At 34.8% G+C, this 17074-nt stretch carries 10 protein-coding genes; 6 read left to right on the plus strand and 4 right to left on the minus strand.

Features of this window, described 5'->3' with window-relative positions; genetic code table 11:
• Positions 1-95: 95 nt before the first annotated feature.
• The 4 genes from ilvC to ilvD form a co-directional block, all read right to left on the minus strand.
• Positions 96-1595: a ketol-acid reductoisomerase gene (gene ilvC / locus ACXGSQ_RS06390; protein WP_458628786.1), complete on the minus strand. Its 1500-nt coding sequence runs from the start codon at positions 1593-1595 to the stop codon at positions 96-98.
• A gap of 13 nt (positions 1596-1608) precedes the next feature.
• Complete coding sequence (gene ilvN, locus ACXGSQ_RS06395) at positions 1609-2139, minus strand: acetolactate synthase small subunit (protein ID WP_334465179.1); 531 nt, start codon at positions 2137-2139, stop codon at positions 1609-1611.
• A gap of 2 nt (positions 2140-2141) precedes the next feature.
• Positions 2142-3878 carry a biosynthetic-type acetolactate synthase large subunit gene (gene ilvB / locus ACXGSQ_RS06400; protein ID WP_458628787.1) on the minus strand — a complete coding sequence of 579 codons (1737 nt, stop codon included), beginning with the start codon at positions 3876-3878 and terminating at the stop codon, positions 2142-2144.
• A 155-nt stretch (positions 3879-4033) separates the two neighbouring features.
• A complete protein-coding gene (ilvD, locus tag ACXGSQ_RS06405) occupies positions 4034-5713 on the minus strand; it encodes a dihydroxy-acid dehydratase (protein WP_458628788.1) in 1680 nt (559 codons plus the stop codon).
• A 521-nt stretch (positions 5714-6234) separates the two neighbouring features.
• On the opposite strand from ilvD, the gene ACXGSQ_RS06410 reads away from it, so the two are divergent.
• The 6 genes from ACXGSQ_RS06410 to ACXGSQ_RS06435 all read left to right on the plus strand — a co-directional run bounded on the left by ACXGSQ_RS06410 (position 6235) and on the right by ACXGSQ_RS06435 (position 17074).
• Positions 6235-8439, plus strand: a complete 2205-nt coding sequence (locus ACXGSQ_RS06410; RefSeq protein WP_458628789.1) for a ligand-binding sensor domain-containing protein — start codon at positions 6235-6237, stop codon at positions 8437-8439.
• Positions 8439-9041, plus strand: a complete 603-nt coding sequence (locus ACXGSQ_RS06415; protein ID WP_458628790.1) for a helix-turn-helix transcriptional regulator — start codon at positions 8439-8441, stop codon at positions 9039-9041. Before ACXGSQ_RS06410 ends, ACXGSQ_RS06415 begins: the two co-directional genes overlap by 1 nt.
• Positions 9042-9291: 250 nt before the next feature.
• A complete protein-coding gene (locus ACXGSQ_RS06420; protein WP_458628791.1) occupies positions 9292-12318 on the plus strand; it encodes a SusC/RagA family TonB-linked outer membrane protein in 3027 nt (1008 codons plus the stop codon).
• Between the two features lie 18 nt (positions 12319-12336).
• On the plus strand, positions 12337-13872 hold the full coding sequence (locus ACXGSQ_RS06425) for a RagB/SusD family nutrient uptake outer membrane protein (RefSeq protein WP_458628792.1): 1536 nt from the start codon (positions 12337-12339) through the stop codon (positions 13870-13872).
• A 6-nt stretch (positions 13873-13878) separates the two neighbouring features.
• Positions 13879-15588 carry a LamG-like jellyroll fold domain-containing protein gene (locus ACXGSQ_RS06430; protein WP_458628793.1) on the plus strand — a complete coding sequence of 570 codons (1710 nt, stop codon included), beginning with the start codon at positions 13879-13881 and terminating at the stop codon, positions 15586-15588.
• Between the two features lie 100 nt (positions 15589-15688).
• Positions 15689-17074 (plus strand): glucoamylase family protein, encoded by a 1386-nt coding sequence (locus tag ACXGSQ_RS06435; RefSeq protein WP_458628794.1) that lies wholly within the window; start codon positions 15689-15691, stop codon positions 17072-17074.

The raw sequence follows: 17074 nt of genomic DNA on the forward strand, positions 1-17074 counted from the left end.
TTCCCTTGAAAAAGGGAATCTCTTATTTATTAGCCCTATCAGGTTTTTACTTTGGCTACACTCAGCCATCATAAAACCTGACAGGATAATTTTTGTTACGCTAAAACAGATGCTTTTACATCTTCAGTTTTAATCACTTTCATAGCAGTCATTGCTGCACGCAAACGTTGACCAACAGCTTCGATAGGATGATTTCTAATCGCGTCATTAACAGCGATTAATTCTATATTGTCAACTCCTGTTGTTTTTGAAAATGATTTTCCAATGATAGATGTATCTACTGTTTTCATGAAATCCGTTAATAAGGGCTTGCAAGCATGATCAAATAAATAACAGCCATATTCTGCCGTGTCAGAAATGACGCGATTCATTTCAAATAATTTTTTTCTTGCGATAGTGTTAGCTATTAATGGTAACTCGTGAAGCGATTCATAATAAGCTGAGTCCTCAATAATACCTGCACTTACCATGGTTTCGAAAGCGAGTTCTACACCAGATTTTACAAAAGCAACTAATAATACTCCATGGTCAAAATATTCTTGCTCTGTAATATGATCTGAAGTCAATTTTGTTTTTTCAAAAGCAGTTTCACCAGTTTCTGCTCTCCAGGTTAATAAATTAATATCGTCATTAGCCCAATCTTCCATCATGGTTTGAGAGAAGTGACCTGAGATAATATCGTCCATATGCTTTTCAAATAATGGACGCATAATACCTTTTAATTCTTCAGATAATTCGAAAGCTTTTAGTTTAGCAGGGTTAGATAAACGATCCATCATGTTGGTAATACCTCCATGTTTTAAGGCTTCTGTAATGGTTTCCCATCCAAACTGAATTAATTTCGCAGCATAACCTGGTTCGATGCCTTCTTCAACCATTTTGTCAAAAGATAAAATAGCTCCGGTTTGTAACAGACCGCACAATATGGTTTGTTCTCCCATTAAATCTGATTTTACTTCAGCAATAAAAGAGGATTCTAAAACACCAGCACGATGTCCTCCAGTTGCAGCGGCATATGCTTTTGCTTGCGCCCAACCTTTACCTTCTGGATCATTTTCAGGATGTACAGCAATTAATGTTGGAACTCCAAATCCACGTTTATATTCTTCTCTTACTTCGGTTCCAGGACATTTAGGTGCCACCATAATTACGGTTAAATCCTCTCGGATTTTAGTGCCTTCTTCAACAATATTGAAACCATGAGAGTAGCTTAACGTTGCTCCTTTCTTCATTAAAGGCATTATGGCTTTTACGACATTGGTATGTTGTTTGTCTGGAGTTAAGTTTAAAACTAAATCGGCTGTAGGAATTAATTCCTCATAAGTGCCTACTGTAAATCCATTAGACGTTGCATTTTTATAAGAATCGCGTTGTTGGTCAATGGCAACTTGACGAAGCGTGTATGAAATATCTAATCCAGAATCGCGCATATTTAAACCTTGATTAAGGCCTTGCGCTCCACAACCCACAATAACGATTTTCTTTCCTTTTAATGCGTTGACGCCATCTTCAAATTCTGAAGCGTCCATAAAACGACATTTTCCTAATTGACCTAATTGTTCTCTTAATGGTAATGTGTTAAAGTAATTTGACATTTTTTCTTGTATTTTAATGTTCTAATGCTAATAGCATTGTTGATATTTTCATTTCGTCTTTAGTTACAGCAATACGGCCTGAGCGTGTAAACTGCATAATGCCAAAGACACTTAATTCTCTATGTAATAAATCGATTTCTTCTTTTCTACCTGATTTTTCTATAACGAAGAAATCGCGATTTACAGTGACAATTCTAGCATTGCTTTCTTTAATGATATTCTGAATTTGACGTTCATCAAACAATAAATTAGATTTCATTTTGAAGATGCACGATTGCTGATAAATGATTTCTTCTTCAGTATGATAATAGGCTTTTATGACTTCGACTTGCTTTTCAATTTGGCCTTGAATCTTTTTCATTTGAGATTCTGTAATATTGACGACAATCGTAAACCTAGAGACTCCTTCAATTTCAGATGGCGAAGTGTTTAAACTTTCAATATTGATGTGTCTTCTTTGGAATATTGCAGAAATTCTGTTTAATAATCCGATGTTGTTTTCCGTATATATAGAAACGGTAAATTGTTTTATTTCGTTTTCCATAGTTAGTCTAGTCTTATATCTGAAACACTTGCGCCTGTTGGAATCATTGGGAAGACATTACCTTCCTTTTCCACTCGGACTTCTAAGAAATAAGGGCCTTCACAGTCAATCATTTCTTTTACAGCTGCTTTTAAATCTTTTCTTTCGGTTACTTTTTTAGCTTCGATAGAATAGCCTTTTGCAATGGCTATAAAATCGGGGTTTGTCATTTCTGTTGATGCATAACGTTTGTCAAAAAATAACTGTTGCCATTGGCGAACCATACCTAGGAATTCGTTATTTAATACCACGATTTTAACTGGTACTTTTTGTTGAAAAATAGTACCTAACTCTTGAATTGTCATTTGGTAACCACCATCTCCTGCAATCATTACGACTTCTCGGTCTGGTGCTGCCATTTTTGCCCCTATGGCTGCTGGCAATGCAAATCCCATAGTCCCTAAACCACCTGATGTAATATTGCTTTTGCTTTTATTGAATTCGGCATAACGACAAGCAATCATTTGGTGCTGACCAACATCACTTACAATAGCAGCATCTCCTTTGGTTTGAATGTTGATTTCTTTCAACACTTCTCCCATGGTTAGGCCTTCTTTGGTTGGGTGTAAATCATTTTTAATTACTTTTTCGAATTCAATGTTATATAAATCTTTGAATTTTTGATGCCATTCAATATGAGAATTGGCATTTAATAAGGGTAGCAAAGCTTCTAAACTTGCTTTTGCATCTCCAAGAACGGCAACATCTGTTTTTACGTTTTTATCTATTTCGGCAGGATCAATATCAAAATGAATGATTTTTGCCTGTTTTGCATAGGTTTCTAAATTTCCGGTAACACGGTCATCGAATCGCATGCCAATCGCGATTAAAAGATCACATTCGTTTGTTAATACATTTGGAGCATAATTTCCATGCATGCCAACCATACCAACATTTAATGGATGCGACGTTGGGATGGCAGAAGCACCCAAAATTGTCCAAGCCGAAGGGATTCCTGCTTTTTCAATAACTGCTTTAAATTCTTGTTCCGCTTTACCTAAAATGACTCCTTGCCCCCAAACGACTAATGGTTTTTTTGCATTATTAATAAGTTCGGCAGCTGCTTTTAGTGTGTTTTTATCAGTGTCTGGTACAGGTTTGTAGCTTCTTACGCCTTTACATTTTTCATATTTAAAGTCAAATTCTTCAAATTGAGCATCTTTAGTGACATCTATTAAAACTGGTCCTGGTCGTCCGCTTCTAGCAATATAAAATGCTTTAGCAATAGCTTCTGGGATTTGAGAGGCTTTAGTAACCTGACAATTCCATTTGGTTACAGGAGTTGAAATTCCAACAATATCAGTTTCCTGAAACGCATCACTTCCTAATAAATGCGAACCGACTTGGCCAGTGATGCAAACCATTGGAGTCGAATCGATTTGGGCATCAGCAATACCTGTAATTAAATTGGTGGCTCCAGGGCCAGACGTTGCCATGCAGACACCAACTTTACCTGAAATACGAGCATAACCTTGTGCAGCGTGTGTTGCGCCTTGTTCATGACGCGTTAAAACATGATGGATGTTGTCTTGATACTTATATAGTTCATCATAAACAGGCATAATGGCACCTCCAGGATATCCGTAAAGCATATCAACACCTTCGGCTAATAGGCATTTTATAATGGCTTCACTTCCAGAAATACGTTCTGTAGCTTCAGTGTTTTTGGTGTTGTTTTGTACGGTTTGAGTTTCTTTCATGTTTTTACTTCCCACGACAATGGGAATCTCATTTTAAAATCTGTACGTCTCGAAGGAAGCATAGATTGGTTATTCAATACTTGTATTATCGTTCTCTTTTTTATGGATTGGCTTTTTGGTTTTCCGACTTAGAGATTCCTTTTTTAAGAAATTAGTTAAAACTCGTCAGTCACACATCCTTTAGATGCTGACGATACTGTTTTGGCATATTTATAGAGGACACCACGTTCAAATTTTAATTCTGGTGCTTTCCATTGTTGGCGTCTTTTCTGAAGCTCGACTTCAGAAACTTCTAATGAAATGGAATTGGTCTCAGCATCAATAGTAATAATGTCTCCATCTTTTACGACGGCTATTGTACCTCCTTCTTGTGCTTCAGGTGTAATATGACCTACCACAAAACCATGAGTTCCACCAGAGAAACGACCATCTGTAATTAAAGCAACATCCTTACCTAAACCAGCTCCCATAATCGCAGCGGTAGGTTTTAGCATTTCGGGCATTCCTGGTCCTCCTTTTGGCCCTTCATATCTAATGACAACAACATCTCCTTTTTCAACTTTGCCATCTCTAATACCATCATTAGCGGCATATTCTCCTTCAAAAACTTTGGCCTTTCCTCTAAAGCATAAGCCTTCTTTTCCTGTAATTTTAGCCACACTGCCTTCGGTAGCTAAATTGCCGTAGAGCATTCTTAAATGGCCTGAAATTTTTATAGGTTCTTCAATAGGTTTAATAACATCTTGCCCTGCTTTAAGGTCAGGAACGTCTAATAAGTTTTCTGCAATTGTTTTTCCTGTAACGGTTAAACAATCTCCATGAATCATGCCTTTCTTTAAAAGGTATTTTAATACAGCTGGAATACCTCCAACAGCATGCACATCTTCCATTAAATATTTTCCGCTAGGTTTTAAATCTGCTAAGAATGGCGTGTTATCGCTAATATCTTGAAAGTCTTTAAGTGTAAACTCTATTTGAGCAGCTCTTGCTATGGCTAAAAAGTGTAGGACGGCATTGGTTGATCCTCCTAAGATGGTTACAAGTCTTACGGCATTTTCGAGTGACTTTCTTGTAATAATATCTGAAGGTTTAATATCTTTTTCTAATAATAAACGTAAGGCTTCACCAGCTTTTACGGATTCGTTTTGTTTGGCATCACTTAGTGCTGGGTTTGAAGAATTAAACGGTAATGTCATTCCCAAAGCTTCAATGGCAGAAGCCATGGTGTTTGCGGTATACATACCACCACAGGCACCAGCTCCTGGACAGGCTTTTTCAACAATATTTTGGTATTCTGATTCATTCATTGTACCAGCCACTTTACTTCCCCAAGCTTCGAAAGCAGAAACAACATCTAGTTTTTTGCCGTTATGACAACCCGAATCAATAGTGCCACCATAGACTAAAATACTTGGTCTGTTTAAACGAATCATAGCCATTAAAGCGCCAGGCATGTTCTTGTCACAACCGACTACAGTTACTAAGCCGTCGTAGCTCATGGCTTGGACTACGGTTTCCATAGAATCTGCAATAATGTCTCGCGATGGAAGTGAGTAGCGCATGCCTGGCGTTCCCATGGAAATGCCATCACTTACTCCAATGGTATTGAAAATTAATCCAACGATGTCTTCGTTTTTTGTGCCGTCTTTTACCAATTTAGCCAAGTCGTTAAGGTGCATGTTACACGGATTGCCCTCGTAACCTGTACTTGCAATACCAACAATAGGTTTAAAAAAATCTTCTTTTGTTAATCCAATGGCATGCAACATAGCTTGAGCTGCAGGTTGCGTTGGATCTTGGGTGACGGTCTTACTGTATTTGTTTAATTCGTTCATAGTTTTATTATGGCAAAAATGATTTGCTGAATCTAAATTACTTGTTATGCAGCGTTTGTATATTAATATTCTGTTTCTTAATCTAAATTCAATAGAACTAGCTCAGTAATAAATATCTAGAAATCAGTTAGTTAGTGCAAAATAAATATGATGTCCAAGTGTGGTAATTTTTTGCATAAAAAAAGCCTTCCTGTTTAAGGAAGGCTTAAAATAAATTTATGTTTAAAATTATCATAGCATTCCTTGGCCTCGTGAAATAATCACGATGCGACGAATAATAGAAATGATATTGATAACTTGTTTTGTCATATATAAAATCAAATATTAAAATTTAATTTTAGGATTCCTAATTAAGTGCCTAGTGTTTTATTAAAACATTTCTAAAAGTTAAAAAAAGCAAGGTATTAGGGTAGAAGTTTTAGATTTGTGTTGCTTTTTCAAAATTTCGTGGTATAATGTATCACTTTAAAGGAAATTCTTATTTTTAGAGCGTTCTCATCTAATTTGTATATTGTTACTGCATGAAAAACCTCCTGTCGTTTTTACTTTTATTATTTATTTTTACTTTAAATGGTTATAGTCAATTCTCCCCTAGTATTCATAATTATACATTAGCCGAGTATAAAGCGGGTAATCAAAATTGGGATATTTCTAGAGCAGATAACGGTAAAGTTTATGTTGCTAATAATAGTGGGTTATTAGAGTATGATGCTCTAGTTTGGAAATTTCATCAGTTACCAAATAAGACCATAGTGCGGTCGGTATTGGCTGTTGATGATGTTGTTTATACAGGATCTTATGAAGAGTTTGGGTATTGGAAACGGGATGACTTTGGAGCGCTAAAGTATTATTCATTGAGTGATACTATACACAATTTAGTTTCACCAAATGAAGAAATTTGGGAGATCGTAAGGTTTAAAGATCGCATTATTTTTAGATCATTTTTAAATATTTATATCTACGATTTTAAAACTGTTATTCAGTTAAGGCCTAGTTCGGTTATTATTTCTTGCAGTGTTGTTGAGGATGATTTGTATGTCAGTACACTAAATGAAGGGGTGTTTTTATTAAAGGATAACACCTTAGAGCCGTTTTATTTTAATGAGCTATTGTTAGATACCAAAATTATATCAGTTACTAAGTATCAAGGTAAACTTTTACTTATGACGTCATTAAAAGGAAGTTATTTCTTAGATGACGGAAAGTTAACACCAGCTAATTTTGAAATTAATAAGTATATAAAGCGTCATCAGTTAAACGCATTTTCTGTTTTGGGTAATGGGGATATGGTTTTTGGAACGATAAAGGATGGTGTGTTTTTAACGGACAATAAAGGAATTCCTAAATTTCATATTAGTAAAGAAAACGGCTTGTTTAATAATACGGTGTTGGGCTTGGCTTTAGATACTACTGATAATCTTTGGTTAGGGTTAGATAATGGTATTGCTAATATTGAGCTCAACAGTAGTAATTACTTTTTTAATGATGTTTCAGGTAGGCTAGGCGCTGTATATGATATTGTAAAGTATAAGGGGATTATTTATATAGGGACTAATACTGGACTTTTTAGATTAGATGAAGAGGAAAAATTAAAGTTTATAGAAGGATCACAAGGTCAGGTTTGGGATTTGGAGATTATTGAAGACGAACTGTTTTGTGGTCATAATGAGGGGACGTTTATAGTAGATAAAGATAAGCTGACCAATATTTCTACGCACACTGGTGGTTGGACGATAAAGAAAGTGCCAGAACGAAAACACACGTATATACAAGGAACTTATTCTGGATTAGTGAAATTTGAAAAAATATCTGGAGAATGGCAAGTCAATCATCTTGGGAAAACCACCATACCTTCACGATTTTTAGTATTCGAAAATCCATATACGGCTTGGATTGCTCATGCAACAAAAGGTGTGTACAAGGTTCGTTTTGATGAAAACTACAATGAGATTACTGAGGTTAAGGATTATCATGATAAAGGTATCAGTTCTAATTATAATGTGCGCGTTTATAATATTAAGAACAGCATTAGTTTTAAATCTAATGAAGGCTGGCAAAAATATGAGCCTATTTTAGATACTATAGTGCCTTATGAGTTGTTGAATAATTTGTTAGGGAAGAATAGTTATATAATATCTGAAGAGAATACTGATCTTTTTGCATTGAAAGACAAAAGTGGATTTATAAAATTTAAATCCTTTGATAATGCTCAAGATGAGTTTTATTTAAACGATATATTTTTAAAGAATAGGTATATCGTAGGTTATGAAAACGTTTCTAAAATAAAAGATACGGTTTACGCTCTAAATCTTGATAATGGCTTTATGATGATAAATGGTACTTCTACCGCAGGTATTAATTTGTATAAGCCAAAAATAGAAGTCGTTACGGTAGGTGGTCGTTCTATTAATTTATCCAATATTGAAGATGAAGGCGTTGGTTTTAATTTTAAAGAAAGTATTGCTGTAGAGTTATCCTCTTCAAAATCTCTAAATCATTTTTTTGAGTATAGTATTTCTGATTCTGATGGAGTAAGGGCAGGTGATTTGTGGTATGGCATAGATGGGAATAAGGTTGAATTTTCAAATCTTATAGATGGGGATTATACCATATCGTTTAGAGCGAGTGATAACGCAGGTAATGTGTCGCCAATACAATCATTGAGCGTTGATGTCTATCCTCCTTGGTACAGGATACGTTGGGCTATTTGTTATACGTCCTTTTAGTGGGTTTAACAATAGTTTTATTTTATACGCTTCACAATAAAAAAATCGCCAAAGAGCAGCGTCTCATTAAAATTAAATACCAGCGCGAGCAACAAAAACTCCTACGTGAGAAAACTTTAGAGAATGAAAAACGAATCGTGCAGCTTAAAAATGAAACCTTACAAAACGAGATTAAGCTAAAGAGTAAGCAGTTAGCTAATAATGCTATGGCATTAGTAAAGAAGAATGAAACACTTCAGGACATCAAAAAGGATCTAATGATTAATAAAGATGGTTTTAATAATTATTACTCTTATAAAAAGCTCGTGAAGAAATTAGATAATTCAATTGTTTTAAAAGATGAATGGGAAGTTTTTGAAAACAATTTTAGTCAAGTTCACGATGAGTTTTTTGAAATTTTAAAGGCAAAACATGCTAAACTTACACCAAAGGATTTAAAGGTTTGTGCTTACATCAAAATGAATCTTTCTTCAAAAGAAATAGCTCCACTTATGAATATCTCAGTAAGAGGTGTTGAAACTCATCGATATCGATTAAAAAAGAAATTAAACTTAGAAAATGATATTTCTTTAGTGGATTATTTATTAAATATTAAAAACTAGCAGTATTTTCTTACGTCGAGCTTAATATTTAATACGTCATTACTACGTCATATAGTTATTTTTCTTTCTACTACAACGTTTTTTTTATAGGTTTATAGTACGTCAATACGTGTTTTATTAACACATATTAACCTTCTATATGGTGTGTGGCGTATTTAAAATGTAAATAGATGTTAATAGAATTTAACATTAGATTATAACTTGGACTTTTAAATAAACTAACTCTATTATTAAATATTAATCAATCTATATGAAAACAAAAATTAGTCTATTGTTGATGTTGTTTATTTCAATTTGTTCTTTTGCTCAGCAGATTGAAATCAATGGAATTGTGACAAGCGAAAGTGACGGTATGCCCTTACCAGGGACTAGCGTTATAATAAAAGGAACGAGCAGAGGAACTACAACTGACTTTGATGGTAAATACATGATTAAGGCAGAAGTAGGTGAACAAATTGAATTCAGTTATATTGGTTTCGTTGTGCAAGTGGTTACAGTAAGTGATCAGGCGGAAATCAATATTACGCTTAAAGACGATGTAGCTTCATTAAGCGAAGTTGTTGTCGTTGGTTATGGGACGCAGAAAAAAGCAGATTTAACTAGTGCCATTTCAACTATTAAACCAGAAGAGCTACAAAAAACACCTTCGGCTCAAATTGCTCAGAGTTTCCAAGGTAAAGTTGCAGGTGTGCAAGTTAGTAGTATGGGGTCTCCAGGTGAAACACCAGAAATTATTATTAGAGGTACCAATTCATTATATGGTAACTCTTCGCCGTTGTTTGTTGTGGATGGTGCTTTTTTTGATGACGTGGATTTCTTAAACTCTAGTGAGATTGAAAGCGTTTCAATATTAAAAGATGCTTCTGCTTCTGCCATATATGGTGTAAGAGCTGCAAATGGTGTTGTTTTAATTACAACCAAAGGTGGGCGATTTAATAAGAAAGCAGAAATTACATTTTCTACTTATTATGGTATGCAGACTGCCCAAAATGTTTTAAAAATGGCAAACTCAGAACAGTTTGTAACGTTTGCACAAGAGTCTGGTTCAGCTGCTGAAATTTCTAGCGTTGAGCAAGCAATACAACGTTTTGGTCGTAGTAGAGTGAATCCTAATATACCTGATGTAAATACAGATTGGTATGATGAGGTACTTAGAGTCGCTTCTATTGAAAATCACGATTTCCAAGTTAATGGAGGTGGAGAAGATGTTTCTTATTCTGTTGGTGGTAACTTTTTTGCTCAAGATGGTATTCTTGATATGAAAAATAGTTACGAACGTTTTAATGTTAGAGCCAAAGTAGATGCAAAAGTTAATGATTGGCTTAAAGTTGGTGGAAATATGTTATACAGTAATGCTGTAAAATATGATGACGAAGCTTCTGCTTGGCAAGAAACTTATTTTGCAGTGCCAATTTTACCAGTATATGATAGTAATTTTACTAATGCAGATCCTTTACCATACTCAGATGCAAGAGAAATTGGATATAGAAATGCACAAAACCCATTTACATTATTAGATAATTCTGATAGAAGGGGAGAAAGAAGAAGAACTGTAGCTAATTTTTATGCAGACTTTAAACTGATTCCTGAACAATTAAGTTTTAAAAGTAGTTTGTCTTATAACTATTTAGGTGTAAATGAGCGTATTGTTTATCTTCCATATTATGTTACGGATGATTATCAAAGAAGTGTTAATCAGTCTTCAATAACTCGAAACAATGCTGTTACAGAAAACTACATTTGGGATAATGCCTTAACATATACAAATACTTTTGGCGAGCACGATGTTACCGTTTTAGCAGGAATGTCATTTAGAGATGATTACGGAAGAAACTTTGGGGCTTCTGGTAATTTTGATCCTAATGGTGCTTTTATTAGAAATAATGATAAAACGTGGTATTTAGGAAATACATCTGAAGATAGTAGAACAGCATACGATGGCGGAAGTCGTTCTTATGGTTTTTCTTATTTTACAAGAGCGCAATATAAATTTAAAGATAAGTACTTAGCTTATGCAACATTTCGTGCAGAAGGAAGTAATAAATACGATGAAACTTATGTATATCTACCTGCATTTGGTTTAGGTTGGGAATTGTCTAAAGAATCTTTCATGGAAAATGTAGGGTTTATAAATTATTTAAAACTTAGAGCGGGTTGGGGTAGATTGGCAAATGATGCCGTACCAGCTAGTATTCCTCAAAGTGCTTCTACTATTTCTACAGTTTTTGACGATACTTTAGTGAATGGATTTCAATTCTCTACAGCTTCAGATGATCTAGATTGGGAATATACAGAAGAATTAAACTTAGGTATCTCTTCTAATTTCTTTAATAACCGTTTGTCTTTAGAAGCAGATTATTTTATAAAAGACACCGAAAATTTAGCCATTCCTGTTTTACCTTTAATAGGTACTGATGTTAGCTACCAAAACGTAGGTTCGCTAAGAAATAAAGGACTAGAACTAGCAGCAACATGGCGTGGAGAAATATCAGAAAATTGGAGCTATTCTATTTCAGGAAACTTTAGTACTCTAGATAATGAAATTACAAGTCTTGAAGGTCAGCCATATATTGATAGAGGTACTGCAGAAGCACGTCAGCGTTTAGTTGTTGGTCAGCCTATAAATGTATTTTATGGTTGGGAAATAGACGGTGTTTATCAAAATCAAGCAGAGATTGATGCAGATCCTGTAGCGCAAGCAGCAATTGCAGATGGTACGGATATCAAACCTGGTTATTTTAAATATAAAGATAACAATTCAAATGGTACTTTAGATAGTGAAGATAGAGAGTACTTAGGATCACCAGTTCCAGATTATTATTACGGAGGGAGTTTAGGTCTTAATTATAAGAATTTCGAATTAAATGTTGCTTTTTACGGTCAAGGAGGAAACGTAATTTTAAATACAAATCGTATGGAAGTTATTCGAACTCAGGGTCGTAATATAGATGCGCAATTGGCTGTTAATCGCTGGCATGGTGAAGGAACAACCAATGAATTCCCTTCATCAGAAGGTTATAGAAATGTATGGAACCAGAGATTGTCTAAATTCTTTTTACAAGATGGAGATTTCTTCAGAATTCAAAATATTCAATTAGCTTATACTTTGAGGGAGAAAAATTTACCTGAGATGCGTTTTACATTAACTGCCGATAGGCCTTTTCTTTCTACGAAGAGTTATGATGGTTTTAATCCAGAAGTGGGATTTGATGGGAGAGACACTCAAACATACCCAACGCCTTCAGTTTATACTTTTGGTGTAACCGTAAAACTTTAAAATTTTAAAATTAAGATGATGAAAAATATATTTAATATACGATTGATTTTATTTATTCTACCTGTTTTTATGTTTACTTGTGAAAACCAGTTAGATGAAGAACAAGAACTAGTTGTTATTGCCGATGATATTGATTACACTAGTGCAGACGGTGCCTTAGGTGCCTTAGTTGGTGCCTATCAAAAATTTAATGATATAGGATGGGAGCAAATTCCTTTGTTATCTGTAAGAGGTGATGATGTTAATGCAGGAGGTCTGGGCGATCAGCAAGGTTTTGCGGATACAGATAATTATGTTTATGATAATAATTTTTGGATGTATAATGTGTTTTTTGAAAATTGGGCACAAGATATACTTCAAATTACAGCTCAAATAGAGCAATTAGAAAAGTTTAGAGCAGGAGGTGTTGATTCCGATTTAATCGATCAATATGTTGCAGAATGCAGGGTTTTGAGAGGTTTTATAACATTAGAGCTTTCTAGAATGTTTGGAGCTGTCTATAAAATTGAAACAACAGATCAGACACAAATCGAAGTGCTTCCTAAAGATGAATTGATGGTTTGGATTTCAGACGAAATGGATCAGTCTATTCCATATTTATTAGATGTTGCGCCAAATCAAAGAGTAGATTTACCAGGAGGAATTACTAAATATACCGGGTTAACAGTTAAAGCAATGGCTAACTTAGAAGTGGGTAATTATCAAAGTGTTGCCGATGCAACGGGTGAAATTATTAATTCTAATCGTTTTGAGCTTTTTGATGACTATTATCACTTATTTAAAACGGATGGAAAGTTAGCTAATGAAAATATTTTAGAAATTCAATATTCAGATTTTGGCCAAGCATCCGGAGAAAATATAAGTCATCTATTTGCTTTTTATGGCCCAGAAAATTGGACAGGTGCTGTTGCTGAATCCACAAGTGGTTGGGGGTTTTATGAACCAAGTTTTAAGTTTATTAAATTTATGTTAGATAGAGGTGAAACCATTCGTTTAGAGACAAGTGTATTGTTTACAGATAGAGGTATTGCTGAGTTGCAGTCGGATCCTAGTTATGCAACCTTGCCAAGTTGGATCTCTAATACTACAAGAGATGGAGACATTATAAACGATTTTAACAGAGCGTATTTTTCTAGTGGTAAACATTATTTGCCATCTATAGAGTTAACTCCTGGTAGAACGGATTATGGAACTAATAAAAATTATACAGTAATTAGATATTCTGAAGTATTATTGATGTACGCAGAAGCATTAACAAGAGGGGCTTCTGGTTCTGCGGGTTCTGCAGATAGCGCAGTAAACGAGGTGAGAAATCGTGCTGGTTTAGGAAATTTAAATGGAGTTACTAGTGACCAAGTTATGGATGAGAAATTTGCTGAGTTAGGTATGGAATGGGGAATTAGATTCTATGATATGGTTAGACTCGGAAAAACGGAAGAATTGAGTTATGACGGAAGAAATTTTACCATGGATAAAGCGTTTTTGCCTTACCCACAGGCACAATTAGATCAGAGTTATATTCTTAATGATTATTATCAAAACCAAAACGACTAAGACATTATGAAAACTATAATATTAAAAACAGTAGTAATTTTTACGATGCTTTTTTTAGCGTCGTGTGACGATGGTATAGATCCGATTACTAAAATAAATCCAGGTGCTGATGCTGGTGCACCAGTTGTTACAATTAACTATCCCACTGAAGGAACAGTCATAACAGGTTTAGAATTGGTTGTGCCAATTGATATTAAATTCAAAGTTGAAGATGATATTGAAGTCGGTTCAATCGTGGTGAATATGGATGGTGTTCAAATAGCAACTTACGATACGTTCTTAGATTATAGAATCGTTAATCAAGAGTTTACTTATAATAATTTATCTAGTGGAGAGCACGTGCTAACCGTAACAGGAACTGATTTAGTTGGCAATATTACAACCGCTACAGTTAACTTTTCTAAAGCTCCACCTTATGAAGCGCTATTTCCTGGGGAGGTTTTTTATATGCCTTTTGATGATAACTATACGGAATTATTGTCTATAACAGATGCTGATCAAGTTGGTACACCTGAGTTTTCAGGAGAGCCATTTTCAGGCACAAATGCGTTTAAGGCAAGTGAGGGGTCATATCTAACATTTCCTATTGATGGTATGTTTGGAAGCCATATGAGTGGTGCTTTTTGGTATAAAGTTAATGGTGATCCAGACAGATCAGGTATTTTAACCATTGGTGATGATGCGGATGATCGTCTTCAAGGACTTAGGTTATTTAGAGAGGCTAGTGGAGTAGAACAACGGATTAAGTTAAATATTGGAACAGGAGATGGAGAAAGCTGGAATGACGGTGGAGTTATTGACGTTACTGCTGAAGAATGGGTACATGTAGCTTTTACAATTTCACCAACGCAAACTGTAATTTATCTTAACGGGTTACCTGTAAATACAGGAACACCTAGTGGTCCTATAGATTGGACTGGTTGTAGTGAAATTACAATTGGTTCTGGTGGTGAAACTTTTAGTTATTGGGGGCATGAGTCTGATAATAGCGCAATGGATGAATTACGTTTGTTTAACACCACATTATCTCAAGATGAAATTCAGAATATGATTAATATTACTAATCCTTATGAGCCTGTATACGATGGTGAAACATTTTATATGCCATTCAATGGATTTAATACTGAATTTGTTAGCTTAAATGAGCCTTCAGTTATAGGGGCACCAGCGTTTTTTGGAGAAGGTTACCAGGGAGATAATGCTTATATGGGAGCTGATAATTCGTATCTAACATTCCCTATCGATGGGCTATTTGGAGCTGATGCTTTTAGTGCTACTTTTTGGTACAAAGTGAATGGAACACCAGATCGTTCTGGAATATTGGTCGTTGGAAATGATACCCCAGAAAACAGAAAACAAGGCTTTAGATTGTTTAGAGAGGGTAGTGCTACGGAGCAACAGATTAAAGTAAATGTTGGTATTGGAGATGATGAGAGCTGGAACGATGGAGGTATTATTGATGTTACCGCAGGTGAATGGGTGCATGTTGCATTAACCGTTTCTGCCACTGAAAGTAAAATCTATTTTAACGGAGTTGAACAATTGTCTTCAACGTTGAGTTCTAGTATCGATTGGACCGGTTGTAGTGAAATTACAATTGGGGCTGGTGGAGACACATTTAGTTATTGGAATCATCTATCTGATTTAAGTGCTATTGATGAATTAAGATTATTTAATAGAGCGCTTTCACAATCCGAAATAGCAGATATGCAATAAAATTGAAGAATTAATTAGTAATATTAATTATCTCTTATTTGGTTTTTAGCGGCATTTTTTAAGCATCTAAAATGCCGCTATATTCTTACTTAAATTTTTAATGATGAACCTTTATAAAACACTTGTCATTGGTTGCTTGTTGTTTCTTAGTGTTGGGTGTAAATCCAATGATAAAACGGATATTAACCAGGTACAACAACGTATTAATAATAGTGAAAAATCAACTACAGTATTGATAAATAATAGTTTGTTAGATACCATTCAAAAACAAACCATCAATTATTTCTGGGAAGGAGCGGAACCGAATTCCGGATTAGCAAGAGAGCGTCTTCATATGGATGATCGTTATCCAACATCTCCAAAAAACACAGTAACAACAGGAGGGAGTGGTTTTGGCTTAATGGCAATTTTAGTAGGTATAGAAAGAGGATTTATTAATAAGGATGAAGCCTTAGATAGGTATCTTAAAATTGTAGATTTTTTAGACAACGCAGAGCGTTTTCACGGAGCTTGGCCACATTGGATAAATGGTGAAACAGGTGAGGTATATCCTTTTAGCAAAAAGGATGATGGAGGTGATTTGGTTGAAACTGCATTTTTAATTCAAGGTCTGTTAACCGTTGCAGAGTATTTTGATGGTCATACTGAAAAAGAAAAACAACTTGTAACTAAGATTGATGAATTATGGAGAAGTGTTGAATGGGATTGGTATACTAAAAATGGAGACGATGTGTTGTATTGGCACTGGTCTCCAAAATATGGTTGGGATATGAATTTTCCAGTAGGTGGTTATAATGAGTGTTTAATAATGTATGTTCTTGCAGCGTCCTCACCAACCCACCCAATTAGTCAATCGGTCTATGAAAAAGGTTGGGCTAGAGATGGTGCAATTGTTTCTGATAAAACTTTTTACGATGAAGATCTTGTTTTAGATTATTATGAACAGGATGACGATTTAATAGGGCCTTTGTTTTGGGCACATTATTCGTATTTAGGTTTAAATCCAAAAGGCTTGTCAGATCAGTATGCGGATTATTGGAAATTGACTCAGAATCAGGCTAAAATTCATTATAAGTATGCCGTAGATAATCCAAAGAATTTTAAAGGTTACGGAGATAGTCTTTGGGGGTTTACCTCAAGTTATTCTATGAAAGGGTATTATGGTCACAGACCAGAAAAAGATATTGGAGTGGTGTCTCCAACAGCAGCATTGTCTTCATTTCCTTACACACCAAAAGAGAGTATGAATGTTTTGCAGAATATCTATAACAACCATGACAGTCTTGTTGGTAAATACGGGCCTTATGATGCTTTTAGTTTTGAATATAATTGGTATAAACCAAGATATTTGGCGATAGATCAAGGACCAATTCCTGTAATGATAGAGAACTATAGAACTGGTTTGTTATGGAAGTTGTTTATGAAAAATAAAGATGTACAATCAGGTTTAGATAAACTTGATTTTAAATATAAAAAGATTGATTAA

It is taken from the genome of Winogradskyella sp. PC D3.3 (assembly GCF_054366245.1).